We start from the raw sequence: 14,901 nt of genomic DNA, 5'->3' as shown, positions 1-14,901 counted from the left end.
TTCAAAAATTAGTATTTCTCAGTTATGAAAAGGATTACACGTTAGTTTTTTTCATTCGCTCCATGGGGCTTTTTCGCTTACATTACTCAACAATATCTGCCAGTTACCCTTTAAGGTGTACGCAAGAAGTCTCGCGAATCACGCCTGTACTCTCTCATCTACCTCGTGCGTCACTGTTAGATAATAATTCCTTTCTATTCTCCTTCGGGACCTTGTGTGAGATGTCTCTATGCAAACTTTTGAGATAGCGATTTTTTTACAGTTTTTTCTTGGTTTAGTTGCAGCCGTTAACCCAGTCGGCATTATGCCCGTTTTTGTTTCCTTAACTGGCCACATGACCTTAGAGGAAAAGCACAAAACAGCGGCAACCGCGAATTTTGCCGTTGCCATTATTTTGATTGTTTCTTTATTTGCAGGTCAGATGCTGCTGGATATGTTCAGCATCTCGTTGGATTCTTTCCGTGTTGCTGGTGGCCTATTGCTATTAAGCATCGCCTTTTCGATGATGAGCGGTAAGCTGGGTGAAGATAAACAAAACAAACAAGAAAAATCAGAATACGTAAGCCGAGAGCAAATTGGTGTCGTGCCACTCGCAATGCCTTTAATGGCAGGTCCGGGGGCTATCAGCTCGACCATTGTTTACGGAGCCCGCTACCCTAGTGCTCTGGACACTGTGGGGATCAGTATTACAGTTGCTGTTTTCTGCTTGTGTTCGTGGCTTTTATTTCGCTCTGCGCCTTTGATTGTCCGCTTCCTTGGTCAAACGGGTATCAACGTTATTACGCGTATTATGGGCCTGATCCTTGGCGCACTAGGGATCGAGTTTATCGCAAACGGATTACGCAATCTGTTCCCCGGCCTTGCCTAGCGACGGCTAAGAGCTCTTCTATACTCTAGGTTTATCTAAAACTTACCTGACTATATAAATAGAGGTATGATATGGCTAACCACAGGAAGCCATTAAGTATCATGCCTCGACACTCTCTCAAACATCACCTTTACGTTATCATTTTCGGGACCCACACCCCGGCAGGCCGTGCATTTGATATCGCGCTGATCATCGCGATTATCACGTCACTCTTGGTGCTCATCCTTGAGTCCTTACCAACGGTGATGACTGAGTGGTCACAAGAGTTACGTTATATCGAGTACACATTTACGGCATTATTTACAGTTGAGTACCTGCTACGGCTCTACTGTTCACCAAAACCGAAATCTTACGCCACTAGCTTTTATGGCGTGGTGGATCTGTTAGCTATCTTGCCAACCTATCTTGCTATTTTCTTCCCCGGCGCTTCGTTTATGGGGGTTGTACGTTTGCTGCGGGTCATGAGAATTTTCCGCATACTTAAACTCGTCCGTTACCTGCAAGATTCCAACATCTTGCTCCGCTCATTATTAATGGCTCGTAGGAAGATCATCATTTTCTTCAGCACAGTAGGCATCCTTGTCACCATTTTTGGGGCACTGATTTTTGTCATTGAAGGCCCACACAATGGCTTTACCAGTATTCCAAAAAGTATTTATTGGGCCATTGTGACCATCACGACCGTCGGCTACGGTGATATGGTGCCACAAACTCACTTAGGTAAAGCAATTGCATCGCTGACAATGTTACTCGGTTACTCGATTCTCGCGGTTCCGACTGGGATCATCACGGCTGAACTCAGTAATGAAATGAGTGCGCACAAACAATTGGTGAAGTGCCCAAATTGCAATCGCTCCGGCCATGATTCAGATGCCATGCACTGTAAGCACTGTGGCAGCGAGCTCGCGGATCCAGATAAACGCGTTGTCAGTCAAGACAACCAAGACAATTAACGACACTGCCGCTGGAAACATAAAAAAAGCGCCAATTGGCGCTTTTTTCGTTCAGTTTTTCTATTATTTTTCAGCAAGGATGATTCGCAGCGTACGACGTAGCGGTTCTGCTGCACCCCATAACAGCTGATCACCAACAGTAAAGGCGTTCAGGAAGTCGTCTCCCATTGCCATCTTACGCAGGCGTCCAACAGGAATCGATAATGTGCCTGTCACTTTTGCTGGTGTTAGCTCTTGCGCCGTTATGTCACGATCGTTTGGAATCACTTTCACCCAATCATTGTGTGTCGCGATCATCTCTTCAATCTCGTCCATTGGTACATTCTGCTTAAGCTTGATTGTTAGAGCCTGAGAGTGACAACGCATTGCGCCGATCCGTACACAGGTACCGTCGATTGGTACTGGTGCATCTTGGAAACCTAAGATCTTGTTTGCTTCAACACCCGCTTTCCACTCTTCCTTGCTTTGGCCGTTGTCACGTTTAACGTCAATCCAAGGGATCAATGAACCAGCCAGAGGTACGCCAAACTGATCCGTAGGGAATGAGTCGCTACGCATGGTGTCCGCAACTTTCTTATCAATATCTAAAATAGAGCTTGCTGGGTTTGCCAGCTCAGAGCTGACTGCATCGTTGATAACACCCATTTGTGAAATCAACTCGCGCATGTTTTTCGCCCCTGCGCCAGATGCCGCTTGATACGTCATAGCACTGGTCCACTCCACTAGCCCTTTCTCAAATAGGCCACCTAAACCCATTAGCATAAGGCTAACGGTACAGTTACCACCAACAAACGTGTTGGTACCACCATGAATGCCTTGCTGAATCTGTGATAAGTTCACCGGATCCAGTGTGATGATTGAATCTTGTGCCATACGCAATGTTGAGGCTGCATCAATCCAGTAACCTTTCCAACCCGCTTGGCGTAGTGCTGGGTAAACTTTTTCTGTGTAACTACCACCCTGACAGGTAATAACAGCGTCTAGCTGCTTTAGGCTTTCAATATCAAAAGCGTCCTGAAGCATACCTGCATCTTTACCTAAGTTAGGGGCAGGAATACCCACTTGAGAAGTACTGTAAAAAACGGGCTCAATAAGGTCAAAATCCTTCTCTTCAACCATGCGCTGCATTAATACCGAACCCACCATGCCACGCCAACCAACTAAACCTACTCTCATCATGTACTCTCCATGTAATCAAATCTAAAAAGGTGATGTCTCAATAGTTCAATTTTCGAATAAAAATCTCAAGAAAAAAATGCCTCTTTACGTAACTTTTCTTTCACTTGGCTAAATTTTTCTGTGGAAAGTGAATTTTGGCATCTTTTCATTCTCCAATTCCCACACATGAACAAAAAGCATTCAGATTTCATATAACGATTACATGATGTAACACAACAATCTCACATTACAAAACATTTCAGATCATTAAAATTAACCATTTTTAGCATTTATAACTATACAATTTAACCATCACAGATTTATATCACATCAATACGACATTAATTCGAAATATAACTCCGTTCATTGTAAAGTACGCGTCATTATAAAAACGAGTTAACCATTTATTAGCTCTTTAATCAGACAGAGGCTCTTAATGACGCAGAACTCTCCTCGTTTACCTAGCTTATTGCAGGTAACCCTTTCGCTAGGATTTTTCCTGCTGTTAGCATTTTCTTTTACAGCAAAGCTTAACTTGCCGATTCAGTTAGCTTTGTATATTGGATGGTTTGTGATCATTGCGCTGGGTGTTCGCCTAGGCCACAAGTACAAAGCATTGGAAAAAGCGGCGCTCAATGGTATTTCAAATGGCCTAGGAGCTGTGCTGATCCTATTAGCTGTTGGGGCATTGGTTGGAACATGGATTTCAGGCGGCATTGTACCCACGATTATTTATTACGGCTTGAAAGCGATCCACCCTTCTATCTTCCTTCTTGCCACTATGATCATTTGTTCATTAACCGCACTGGCAACCGGTACCTCTTGGGGTGCGGCAGGTACCGCCGGAATCGCAATGATGGGGATTGGACAAGGCTTAGGTGTTCCAGCACCAGTGACCGCAGGGGCAATCCTGTCTGGCTGTTATTTTGGCGATAAGATGTCTCCTTTATCTGATTCGGTGATCCTTGCATCTTCCATGTCGAATGTCGAAGTCATGGAACACATCAAGGGCATGCTGCCAATCGCACTCATTAGCTACATCATCACTGGCGTTATGTTTACCGCATTTGGCTTCCACTACGCTGGTAATGTCGACATGTCTCAGGTGCAGTCTGTCATCAAGGCCATGGAACAGCAGTTCTATATTACCCCATACTCTTTTGTCCCAGTCCTCATCGTTCTGGGTTTATTGGCTATGCGTATGCCATCATTCCCAGTGATCAGCTTTGGTTCTTTGCTTGGTATCGTCTGGGCAGTGATGATCCAAGATGTCGACTTCCTACAAGCTTTCAACACGGCTTGGGCGCCATACCATATCGAATCTGGCGTGCCATTTATTGATTCAATCCTTAACCGTGGGGGTATGTCATCCATGCTCGGTTCGGTCGCTGTGATTGTCTTTGGCCTTGGTTTTGGTGGCTTATTAGATAAAGTGGGCGTATTAGAAACTATCGCCAAACTGTTTGAAAAACGCGTTAATAGCTCTGGTTCATTAGCAACCAGCACCATCGCAACAGCCTTTATGGGTAACGTCTTTGGTTCTGCAATGTACGTTTCTCTTATTCTTACCCCGAAGATCTGCGCGAAGAACTATGACCGTTTAGGCTATAAACGCAAAAACCTATCACGTAATGCGGAATTTGGTGGCACACTGACTTCCGGTATGGTGCCATGGAGTGATAACGGCATTTATATGGCGAGCATTTTAGGGGTCGCTACTCTCTCTTATGCGCCATTCATGTGGTTAAGCTTTGTCTGTATCATTGTCACAATCTTAACGTCGTACATGGGCTGGTTTGTCGACAAGTGCGAGCCACAAGCAGTGGTCGATGAAGAAGTTGAAGAGCAAGAACTTCAAAAACAAACCGCTTGATCTTAACGGATACAAAAAGAGCGCCTACATGGCGCTCTTTTTCTTTCTCCCTTCTAGCCGATAGCAATAACAGGAAGCTTGCTGTCTAGCTCTACCATTCCAACCGAATTAAAAGCAAAACGCCCGATGATGTTCATCGGGCGTTGGATTTTATATCGAGCGCTGAAATTATTTCGCTTGCTTATCTGCAACCGCTGATAGCACTGGCACCATATCTTTCAGTAATGCTTCTTCCACTGGCTTACCAGCAGAGTCTGTCACGTTGATAGAGGTTCGGTTACCCAAATCACCCAACAAGAATGTGTACGTACCTGACTTGAGACCAATCGGTTTCAGACCAACTTCTTGCCAAAACGCATCATCCGGCTCAGCATACTTAGCCTTGATGGTTCCTTGAGATTGGTTGCGCTCTTCCAATGTAAAGCCCATTGCTGGCAGTAACGATGGCGCACGTTGCCATAAAACGTTGTATGGTGTGCGTGCAATAATAACTGGGAAGCCACTACGGTCGGTACCCAGTGATATTGGAATTTGCTTCACTAATTCCTGTGCTCGACGCGCCGCTTCTTCGCGTAAATCACGATCGTAACGAGCGGTCACTAAGTTCGTCATTAGCGCGTTGTAACGTTCTTTATTGGTGGCAGAAACAGGCATTTGCTTACCGCCTTCACGCCAGTCAATCAGAGAAATTTTGAACCCGTGACGATTATTCGCTTCAACGCGTGTAATTTCATAACGGCTACCCACTTCCATGTCTTCATCTTCAGACTGCCAACTCACCCATTCGGTTTCAATGCGTTTATCAGTTTGGGAACGAATCGCGATGTTTTGCTCCGCGAGCATTTTCTCAGCCGTTAGCCACACTTTTTGTGCTTCATCTTCACGTAGCAGCCAAAGTGTCACTTCACCATCTCGGTGTTCAGCACGAGCACCCGGGATCAACTCCAGAACTTGCTGCGGTGGTCGAATATCGACTTCTTTACCGATGCCACCAGCAAAATCCCCTTTAGGGATCTGATAGTTGGTGTAGTACTGGCGCTTAGAGCCAGCAGGAACCTGCCACTCAGATAGTGATGGTGTGTCTAAGTATTCAAAGTCATCTTTCGCCTGACGACGCTGAGATGCACCACCAGAACAAGCCGTTAAAACAAAAACAGCTAGTGAACTCAAAACTAGCTGGTGTGAATATTTCATTGATACTCCCGGACAATTAAATGCCGAAGCTTAGCCTCGGCAATCCATATAATTTAGTAGATACAAGCTTCTGTCATCGCTTGAGCGACAAGTGGTCGAGCGCCTTCAGACAATTCAGTAAGAGGCAGACGTAGGCCACCATGTGCAATTAATCCCATTTTATGGGCTGCCCACTTAGCTGGAATTGGGCTTGATTCGACGAATAAGTTCTTGTGCAGCGCCATTAATCTCTGATTAATGATTTCTGCTTCTTCAAACTTACCTTCCAATGCCAAATGCATCATTTTCGCCATATCTTCTGCCGCAATATTATTCGTTACCGAGATAACACCTTGGCCGCCACGTTTTACAAATTCCAAGCCTGTCGAATCATCGCCACTTAGTAAGATAAAATCTTCGCCACAAAGTTCACGGTGAATTGCAATTCTTTCTAGATCGCCAGTTGCATCTTTCAGCGCAACAATGCTGTCGATCTCAGCAAGGCGAGCAACCGTCTCTGGTTGTAAGTCTACCGCTGTACGGCCTGGTACATTGTACAAAATTTGCGGCACATCGCTCTCTTCTGCAATCGCTTTATAGTGCTGGAACAAACCTTCTTGGGTTGGTTTGTTGTAGTACGGTGTCACACTCAGGCAACCAGAAATGCCAGAGTTGTTTAATAAGCGGCTGAAGGTGACCGACTCATGCGTTGCATTTGCACCAGTTCCTGCGATCACAGGAATACGACCTTCGGCAAATTCAACCGTTTTTAAGACAACCTTGACATGCTCTTCTACAGTCAGCGTAGATGATTCACCAGTCGTACCAACGGCAACAATACCGTCTGTACCCGCAGCGACATGATACTCAACCAGCTTCTTAAGGCTTACGTAGTCAACTTCGCCATCGTGATTAAACGGTGTAATTAACGCTACTATACTTCCTGAAAACATGTCTCTCTCCCTCATTTCGTTTCTTTTTGCATGGTACTGTAAGGCGATTGAAAAAGACAAGCTATTAAACCCGCTTAAACCACCTAATTGAGTGAATATTTATCAGATGTTAGAGATCCGGCAAATTACGCCTTTTTCATCAAAATTTGTCATGTTGAAGTAAGGTTTCCACGATGCTGACGAGGATTATGGGAAATGCGTTGGGAAACTAGCCAAAATTGCGTTTTTCACTCTAGAAAGCGACACGATAGATTGTTTTTATCTTCACCAACTATGCTAAGCTAGCATTAATAATGATAACAAAGACCAAAGTGATATTATGATTCAGCATCTGGTGCTCACTGCGGTAGGTTCAGACCGCCCGGGTGTATGTAACCAAGTAGTCCATCTTGTAACTCAATCGGGTTGCAACATTGTGGATAGCCGAATTGCTCTATTCGGTAACGAGTTCACACTGCTCATGCTACTTTCAGGAAATAATGCCGCGATCACTCGTGTTGAAACGACACTGCCTCTGCTCGGGCAGGAACACGATTTGATCACTATGATGAAGCGTACAGCGAAACATGCACCACTCGACAATGCTTATACACTTGAGGTGTTTGTAGAGTCTGACGACAAACCCGGTTTAACCGAGAAATTCACGCAGTTTTTTGCTGACAGAAACATCGGCTTATCATCACTCAGCGCTCAAACCATCGAAAAACAAAAAGTTCAGTCTCAACAAGACCAATTCCATATTGCAATTACCGCGTTTGTCGATTCAGAGATCAATCTCGTCCAACTTCAAGAAGAATTTGATGAGCTTTGCCACACCCTTGGTGTGCATGGTTCTTTAAACTTTTTTCAAAGCAGCCAATAAAATAAAGGAAGAAGAATGAATACGCTTACTGCGGGTGCAAAAGCACCTGCTTTTTCACTCCTTGATCAAGACGGCAATACCGTCACTCTTTCAGATTTTGCAGGTAAAAAAGTTCTTTTTTACTTCTATCCTAAAGCAATGACGCCCGGCTGTACTGTGCAAGCTCAAGGTCTGCGTGACACGAAAGCTGAATTAGATGCGCACAATGTTGTGGTATTGGGTGTCAGTATCGACCCAGTAAAACGCTTAGGTAAATTTATTGAGCGCGATAACTTAAACTTTACTCTACTGTCTGATGAAGACCATGCCGTTGCTGAGCAGTTCGGTGTGTGGGGCGAGAAGAAATTTACCCTTATAAAATTTTCATGACAATAAACCTTGATGATTTTTTATGACAAACCTATCTTTGATATGTGGGTAACATATTGAGGGCTGTTTCGTGATAGAAACGCATGAAGACAAATATTCTGATATTTATGATGACTACCAACTGCTTTCCATCGAGGTAGATACATTAGCAAAGCTAAAAATTTCAGCGAGTATCGATACTGAATCTGGAGAGGTGACACACTCTCCCAACCTTTCCCCTTCCGAACTGGAATTCAGCCTGAAGAAAACAGATATCATCATTGCACCTGATGGGACGGTTGTTTACCCACAAGCCCTATACCTCATGTATAAATTACGTGGTGAAGGGAAAGTCAAAGACACTGGGTCGATTGCAAAAGGCTTGTTAGCTTTTACTCGTTATTTAGATTCCACTCACTACTCTCAAGTTGATGAAGATGGTAATGAAATACCACCTGAATATCTAACTTATAAAACCCTATCGAAGTATGAAGAAGAAGGTGCACCTTGGCGATTTGCAAAGTTTCTACTTGCTAACTGCAATAATATTGAAGGTGCAAATGGCGATGAAGCTTTTAGTTTATCTACCGCTAGAAGTTATATGAGTGCTGTTATTGGATTCTATAAGTGGATGCAAAAATACGGCTACATCAAAAATGACGATAAGAATGTTGTTACCCACTACACAACTGGAACAGTGCATCAAGAGTTAAATCAGCACGATATGTTGGCTCATACAAAGTCAGGCTCTAACCGTACTTATGAAACGTCTAATCTCATGAAGATGTTTCCCAAAAAACAAAACACTCCCGCCCATAAAAAGCTAAAGCCCATGCCCCCTGAGCACAAGGCTTTATTTAATGAACATGTAACTTCACTCCCAAAGGCGACAGGATTAATCTTTCGGCTATGTGTCGAGGCTGGGCTAAGAATTGACGAAGCTATTCACTTCCCCGCTCACGACATAGGAAAGGCTGACTACAGTGATTTAGATGCAGTACCAGTCAAAATTACTCGCACAAAAGGTAGTAAGGAACGTACCGTAGAAATTCCCATTGAACTGTACGAAGAACTTGAGATATATAAAGAAAGTAACGCACGACTTACGAACCTAAACAAGCGCAATGAGCTTGTTCAGTCAGGTGAGGTGTTAGATGCCGTAGAATACCTCTTTATTTCAAATAAAGGGACTCCCTACTCAGGCAACACTTTAGAAACGCACTTTTCAAACCTTCGAAAACAGATACGTGAAGTAGACTCTTCTTGGTATTACCGTATTCATGATTTACGTTCTACCTTTGCAACTCATTGGCTTTGGCAGGAGTCGCAAAAGCGTGCCGTTGGCTATGACTTCCTGATGGATGAACTAGCAGAATTAATGGGACACGCAAGCACGGCAACCACTGAGAAATACATTAAGTTCATGAATAAACTTGACGACCAAATCAACATGGCTAAAGCGAAAAACCGTAAAATAAACGGAGGCTGGGCGTAATGGCGAAAAGTAAAATTACCAGACAAACCAATTCCGTTAAACGTGTGCGCAATAGTCAAAATGTTGTGCCTTTGAATCTGACGATTCCTTATAAAAATACGACGTTAAGTAAACCAAAGCAGTTCGATGTTTCTCACTTATTGCATTTAGGGTGTAACAAAGAAAATGAGAAAATAAACAGCCGAGCAGTATTTATTAGGCGGTTTTGCGAGAAAGCCAACCAACATGTCGATAATGGTAAATCAGCAAGAACCGCCACTAGATTCTACGATAACTTGCGTTCCTATCTTGCTTTTTGTGATGCGGTAAATGTTGAGCCATTTACCGAAAGTGGGTATTTGAAGTTTGCTGGCAATGATGGTGAATTAAGGCATCGTATCAAGATGTTTAGTCCTTCAAAACACCTATGGGAATACAATCATGGTGATGAGCTAGGTATTAAAGAATCTTCAGCTCCGGCTACACTCTCATCCCTTCGTAATGCGCTCGATTGGTGTGGCTTACCAGCATCTTCATGGGCTTTGCATCATCGGGGGTTTGCAGGAGAAAAAACGTCACATAAGGGATATTCAGAGGAAGAAGAAGAGCTTCTTGTGACACGTTTGAGTCATTTATTCTTCACTCTCGCACCACAGCTTATTGCCGCCAAAGAAAACAATACACCTTTGCCAGAAGCGCTTCCTATTATTATTGCCCTTGGCGAACATGAAGAAGTGGTTTCAATCCCTACATCATTGGATTCTAAATGGGGCGGAACAAGTGAAAATGGTACAAACATTAACGCTAGAGCAGCTTTTAATCTTACGATGGGCGCTGCATATCATTTGATGTGCTATTTCACCTCACTGAACGACAGCAACATTCGAAATATTGCCCACCCAATTAAAGTTCATACCGAAGAGCGAGATAAGAGCCTGCAAGTTGTGAAAATCTCAAGCTATAAGCCCAGAGCGGACAAAGAGGTCGATGCTCTATTGGTAGGTGAGCAATTTGACGTTGATAAGCGTGATGGTGTGAAGTTTATTCGATTACTCGAACGACTATCTAAGCTGTATGGCAATAGTGAAGATGGCTCTGAGTTAATTTTCACCCTCAATAACAACGCTGATGTGAATCATACCTTTGATTTGAAAGAGATAAATAAAAAGCTCGTTAACCAACTACAACTGTTATCTCCGTATCGGGCTGGCAACCTACCTTGGTTTAAAGAGCTGTTTTACGCCTACCGAAACCAACAAACAATCACGTTAAAGAAAGTCGATAATCACCTGGGTCGCACTGTTGTTCATAAAGAAACACAAGCAACTAACAAAGCCAAGGCAGGGCAAGGGGCAACCAATAGCGCCTACTGTATTTTGTCTTGCTATACAGACTTGCCACTCAAAGGTATTTTACTTCCACTCACGTACTCTGAAAGAGATAGTGATGGCAATGTCACCGTTTATTTTAACTATAGAAATGGCATAGGTGGTTTCTTTAAAGTACCAGCTTCTGATTTAGCTTTAATCAAAGATATTGAGCAATCTTCTAAAGAGAGAGCAGACAAGCAGCCAAAGAGATATGAACGGCTGCTTTTAGCACGAAATGTTGGTAATACCCCTAAAGACTGGGAAGGTATCAGCCCTATTTCATCACATTTAATGCGCACTTGGTCTGTTGAGCCAAACCATTATTATATCTCTCTTCAATCGAGTCGCTGGCGAGAAATGACCAGTAACCAAGCCTATGCCGAAGGTGGAATTCAAGGCGCTCAAAGCTTACTCCAAAACGCGAAGAAAACGTTAGAGAGAAGTTACCTTAACGGGCATCCATTACTAAATAAAGTCATCTTATCTCAGAGTATAGAGGTCATTGAAAACCTCGATGATGAAACGAGCTTAGAGCAAGCAAAAGATATTGTGGTGAAAAGGCGTGGCATTCCGATGTTGTCACACGATGAGTGGGAAAAAAAGCGCACAGCAGGGAATGCTAAAACCAACCCCAATGGTCTAACTTGTAATGGGCAACAAGCCATTAGTGATGGCAAAAACACGCAGCGAGAAACAAACTATGCTGTAGGCCTAAGCTTACCTTGTGCTGAATTTGATATGTGTTACAAGTGCCAATCAGCCAAGGCGGTAGATGACGTTGAAGCTGTTTATAAGCTCATTTCATACATAGATGTTCTTAAAGAAACACTTGATATGTACCCTAATGCGAAAAGTGATATTCATGAGAAAATTGAACAGTTTGAATATACGCTAGACGGGGCTAGTGACGATGTGTATGACGAGGCTATGAAGCGATTTAATTCCCAAGGTCGTCACCCAAGAGTCTATCTCGATCACGCTCTTTTATCCATATACTGACGGAGGCTAAAATGATAAAACTCACTGACCTAGAGCATCAAAATAAGCTTCTTAAAGCACAAGAAAATGTTGGTGCTCATGCAAATTATTTAATGGATGTTTTAAAGCCAGCTATTGAGCGTGGTGATTGGGATGAGATCGAAAGCCTTGAGATTGGTTTTACTGTTAAGGGTAAATCATTAGGTAAAATTGGTGATGATGAAGCCTGGAGAAACCTACAGCCTTATTTTGAGCCAAGAGCAAAGCAAACCTTAACCATTGATTTTACGCTCGATGGTAAAGTTATTGAACGTAACCTAAAAAATCAGCTTAAGACCCTCCTACTAAAAATGATGTGGCTATCACCTCATAACCATTCATTTTCGACTCTTAAAGAAGCATTAGTAGACCTAAAGAAAGTCATTACCCCACTTTTAAATGAAGGGTATAACACCTTATCGGCTTTAAATTTTGACCAACTCGAAACTTGGGTGCTAACGGGTTTTACCAGCATCGACTTTGAAAGATCTGATATTTACACCGGACTCAATCGCCTCTACAAAGAAGCCAGAGGTTTGCCGTTTGAAGTCAACCTAAACAAAAAGCTTACCGCCTCTGACTTTGGTTTAGTAATCAAAGAAGCTGAGCAATTTACCGTCATTCCTCAGAGGCTCTACTATCTTGGTCTTCAAAGGTCAGAAGCCCTTATTAATGAAGCTTATGCCCTACGTGATGAGCTAGAGCAATTGGCAGAATACATCGCCACCTACTTTGATAAGGCTTATGAGGGTTATGCCAAGTATCTTGTCAGTGATGAAGCCAGATTAAAAAACGGTAATATTCAATGGTATTTAGGGAAATCGTCCAAAATAAATACAAAGCGCACATTTGCTTTTCAAGAAGCCTTTGCAACGCTTAATTCTCCAAATGAAGAAGAGACACTTACTCTCATACGTCTTCATAAACCAGAGATAAAGAACGACTACATTGATAAGTTCCACACCGAACGCCAACTAGCAATTGGGCAATGGTCAATCACGGGACTTACAGAAGCTCGATCGCTTTTTACAAAGCTCAATGGTGGCTGCCTATGGGGTTTAATGGCTCGAACAGGAATGAGAGCCGATGAGATGTATGACCTAAACACAGTTCAGGGCTGCACGACTGAGATAATAAAAAGACAGAAGATACACGTTATCCATGCCAACCTATCAAAGACAACTAAAGGCTCTCAATCAAAGCAAGATGAATTTGTCACTACCGAAATCGGCATGAAAGCGTATGAAGTTCTTCAAGCGCTACATGCACCACTAAGAAAACTTCATCCTGACTCACAATCTTTTTTCCATAAAATAAAAGAGGACTGTAGTGAAGTAACTAAGATTCAACTAGGGAAACATTCTCAAGCTTGGTTTGAAAATGCTATGGGCGAAGAACTTGCGCTAACCAATGAAGACATTATTGACCTAAAAACATCTGACCCAAATTTATCGTTTGAAGTGGGTGATGATTATAAATTTACAGGACATCAACTTCGCCGCTCTTTTGCTTACTACTTAATTGGTTACGAGCTTTGTAACTTTCCGCAACTGAAACAGCAATTTAGTCATGTGTCTATGGCAATGACCCGGCACTACGCTAGGAACGCCAGTAAATTCCAAAAGATTAGACAAAAGAAAAAGACTCTTGCCAATGCCATTGATGAAGAAAGAATCGACCAGAAAGCCCGTATCTACTTGAATATCTATCAGAAACTGGCAAACAAGGAGCGGGTTGCCGGAGGTAAAGGCAAAGAGTTTGCTAAGAACATGATGAAAACAGACCGAAATTTATTCAAGGATAAAGTAGATAATGAGATGTTATCTCTAACCTATTGGAAAAAGCAAATTCGAACGCAAAACCGACACATTCATGCTGTTGCGCCAGGGATATACTGTACTTCGACCACCTGTGGTTTAAGAACGCTCGTTAACCTAATGGAATGTGTAGACTGCAAGAATGATTACATCGTTGATGCCGTATTTGCTGAAGCAAAGCGTAAAGAAGCCGAAATCCACATGCTTTATGATATTGAAAACAACGAACTCACCCCTCAAACCGCCTCTGAATCTTACATAAAAGTTCAAGCAGCTGAACGCATTATGGGTGATTTAGGTATCGACTATGAGCCTGTCATTTTTCCTGATGAAGTTAAGAACTTACTTATCCCATACGGAGTGATTTCATAATGTCACAGATAACCAAAAATAAGCTAATCAAAGCATTGGAAAGACTGTTGGATGGTGATGTAGCGAAGTTGACATCGAGAGAGGTGCGCAATAAAGCTCGAAAGGGCAAGCTCAAAATCAACAAAAGCAATGTTGAAAAAGAAGCGGGTCTTTCCCCTGGCGCACTCAGAAGGCATAACGACGTCGTTTTAATGATAGAAAATAAATCATTAGAAGTACAAGTTGATCAGGATGAAACCTCTGACTCCCCTATTGAAGTACTTCAAAAAAAAATAAAGACAATCAAAGGAGAAAGAGCACAGGCAAATAAGAAGAAAAAAGAGTATTACGACGAAGCTCAAGGCCATAAAGAGGCGTTAGCTGTTCAAGCAGCCACTCATATTAAGGTCGTTCAAGAACTAATGGAGATGTTACATGAAAGTCAGCGAGAGAAAGCGATGGATAAAATCGTATCGTCTCGTTTAGACAATGTTATTGCACCCCAATTTAGAAAACCAAAGTAGCGTTTAGTGCTGCAACTAAAAAACGTACTGTTTAGTGTGAACACTAGACAGGACACTAAATTAACGATAAAAACGTACACTCTAACGTAATAAAAATGCACTAAAAAGGACGTAGCGAATAACGCTACGCCAAATACCATTAATTGAGAAAGTAAGGACA

General features: G+C 42.7%; 11 protein-coding genes and 1 pseudogene. 9 read left to right on the top strand and 3 right to left on the bottom strand.

What is annotated here, in order from left to right:
* Positions 1-229: 229 nt before the first annotated feature.
* Together ACQEXS_RS00300 and ACQEXS_RS00295 are read left to right on the top strand one after the other, a co-directional pair.
* Positions 230-868: a YchE family NAAT transporter gene (locus ACQEXS_RS00300; RefSeq protein ID WP_367988504.1), complete on the top strand. Its 639-nt coding sequence runs from the start codon at positions 230-232 to the stop codon at positions 866-868.
* Between the two features lie 101 nt (positions 869-969).
* Positions 970-1,821 (top strand): ion transporter, encoded by an 852-nt coding sequence (locus ACQEXS_RS00295; RefSeq protein ID WP_367989147.1) that lies wholly within the window; start codon positions 970-972, stop codon positions 1,819-1,821.
* A gap of 63 nt (positions 1,822-1,884) precedes the next feature.
* Here the strand turns inward: ACQEXS_RS00295 and asd are convergent, their stop codons facing one another.
* Positions 1,885-2,997 carry an aspartate-semialdehyde dehydrogenase gene (gene asd, locus ACQEXS_RS00290; protein WP_427012810.1) on the bottom strand — a complete coding sequence of 371 codons (1,113 nt, stop codon included), beginning with the start codon at positions 2,995-2,997 and terminating at the stop codon, positions 1,885-1,887.
* Between the two features lie 418 nt (positions 2,998-3,415).
* Between asd and nhaC the strand changes: the two genes are divergently transcribed.
* Complete coding sequence (gene nhaC / locus ACQEXS_RS00285; protein ID WP_427012443.1) at positions 3,416-4,852, top strand: Na+/H+ antiporter NhaC; 1,437 nt, start codon at positions 3,416-3,418, stop codon at positions 4,850-4,852.
* A gap of 168 nt (positions 4,853-5,020) precedes the next feature.
* Here the strand turns inward: nhaC and bamC are convergent, their stop codons facing one another.
* Both bamC and dapA read right to left on the bottom strand, forming a co-directional pair.
* Positions 5,021-6,046: an outer membrane protein assembly factor BamC gene (gene bamC / locus ACQEXS_RS00280; RefSeq protein WP_427012442.1), complete on the bottom strand. Its 1,026-nt coding sequence runs from the start codon at positions 6,044-6,046 to the stop codon at positions 5,021-5,023.
* A gap of 53 nt (positions 6,047-6,099) precedes the next feature.
* On the bottom strand, positions 6,100-6,978 hold the full coding sequence (gene dapA, locus ACQEXS_RS00275; RefSeq protein WP_367988501.1) for a 4-hydroxy-tetrahydrodipicolinate synthase: 879 nt from the start codon (positions 6,976-6,978) through the stop codon (positions 6,100-6,102).
* Between the two features lie 319 nt (positions 6,979-7,297).
* Between dapA and ACQEXS_RS00270 the strand changes: the two genes are divergently transcribed.
* The 6 genes and pseudogenes from ACQEXS_RS00270 (at position 7,298) to ACQEXS_RS00245 (ending at position 14,741) form a co-directional block, all read left to right on the top strand.
* Complete coding sequence (locus tag ACQEXS_RS00270; protein ID WP_427012441.1) at positions 7,298-7,840, top strand: glycine cleavage system protein R; 543 nt, start codon at positions 7,298-7,300, stop codon at positions 7,838-7,840.
* 15 nt (positions 7,841-7,855) lie between these two features.
* Positions 7,856-8,188 (top strand): annotated as a pseudogene (bcp, locus tag ACQEXS_RS00265) (thioredoxin-dependent thiol peroxidase); the annotation flags it as partial.
* 91 nt (positions 8,189-8,279) lie between these two features.
* Complete coding sequence (locus ACQEXS_RS00260; protein WP_427012440.1) at positions 8,280-9,683, top strand: tyrosine-type recombinase/integrase; 1,404 nt, start codon at positions 8,280-8,282, stop codon at positions 9,681-9,683.
* Entirely contained in the window at positions 9,683-12,031 is a 2,349-nt protein-coding gene (locus ACQEXS_RS00255; RefSeq protein ID WP_427012439.1) for a hypothetical protein, read from the top strand. Before ACQEXS_RS00260 ends, ACQEXS_RS00255 begins: the two co-directional genes overlap by 1 nt.
* Before the next feature lie 11 nt (positions 12,032-12,042).
* Complete coding sequence (locus ACQEXS_RS00250; RefSeq protein ID WP_427012438.1) at positions 12,043-14,238, top strand: site-specific integrase; 2,196 nt, start codon at positions 12,043-12,045, stop codon at positions 14,236-14,238.
* The gene (locus ACQEXS_RS00245) at positions 14,238-14,741 is read left to right on the top strand and encodes a bacterioferritin comigratory protein (RefSeq protein ID WP_427012437.1); all 504 of its coding nucleotides are present in this window, start codon (positions 14,238-14,240) and stop codon (positions 14,739-14,741) included. Before ACQEXS_RS00250 ends, ACQEXS_RS00245 begins: the two co-directional genes overlap by 1 nt.
* The last annotated feature ends 160 nt before the right edge of the window (positions 14,742-14,901 follow it).

It is taken from the genome of Vibrio sp. TRT 17S01, from assembly GCF_050113695.1.
In the GTDB taxonomy this organism is placed as follows: domain Bacteria; phylum Pseudomonadota; class Gammaproteobacteria; order Enterobacterales; family Vibrionaceae; genus Vibrio.
Note: the sequence above shows the minus strand (reverse complement) of the source record. Positions and strands in the feature narration are given on the sequence as shown.

Coding starts and splice junctions, on each gene's coding strand:
- ACQEXS_RS00300 (WP_367988504.1), top strand. CDS start 230: ATGCAAACTTTTGAGATAGCGATTTTTTTACAGTTTTTTCTTGGTTTA.
- ACQEXS_RS00295 (WP_367989147.1), top strand. CDS start 970: ATGCCTCGACACTCTCTCAAACATCACCTTTACGTTATCATTTTCGGG.
- ACQEXS_RS00250 (WP_427012438.1), top strand. CDS start 12,043: ATGATAAAACTCACTGACCTAGAGCATCAAAATAAGCTTCTTAAAGCA.
- ACQEXS_RS00270 (WP_427012441.1), top strand. CDS start 7,298: ATGATTCAGCATCTGGTGCTCACTGCGGTAGGTTCAGACCGCCCGGGT.
- bamC (WP_427012442.1), bottom strand. CDS start 6,046: ATGAAATATTCACACCAGCTAGTTTTGAGTTCACTAGCTGTTTTTGTT.
- dapA (WP_367988501.1), bottom strand. CDS start 6,978: ATGTTTTCAGGAAGTATAGTAGCGTTAATTACACCGTTTAATCACGAT.
- asd (WP_427012810.1), bottom strand. CDS start 2,997: ATGAGAGTAGGTTTAGTTGGTTGGCGTGGCATGGTGGGTTCGGTATTA.
- ACQEXS_RS00255 (WP_427012439.1), top strand. CDS start 9,683: ATGGCGAAAAGTAAAATTACCAGACAAACCAATTCCGTTAAACGTGTG.
- nhaC (WP_427012443.1), top strand. CDS start 3,416: ATGACGCAGAACTCTCCTCGTTTACCTAGCTTATTGCAGGTAACCCTT.
- ACQEXS_RS00245 (WP_427012437.1), top strand. CDS start 14,238: ATGTCACAGATAACCAAAAATAAGCTAATCAAAGCATTGGAAAGACTG.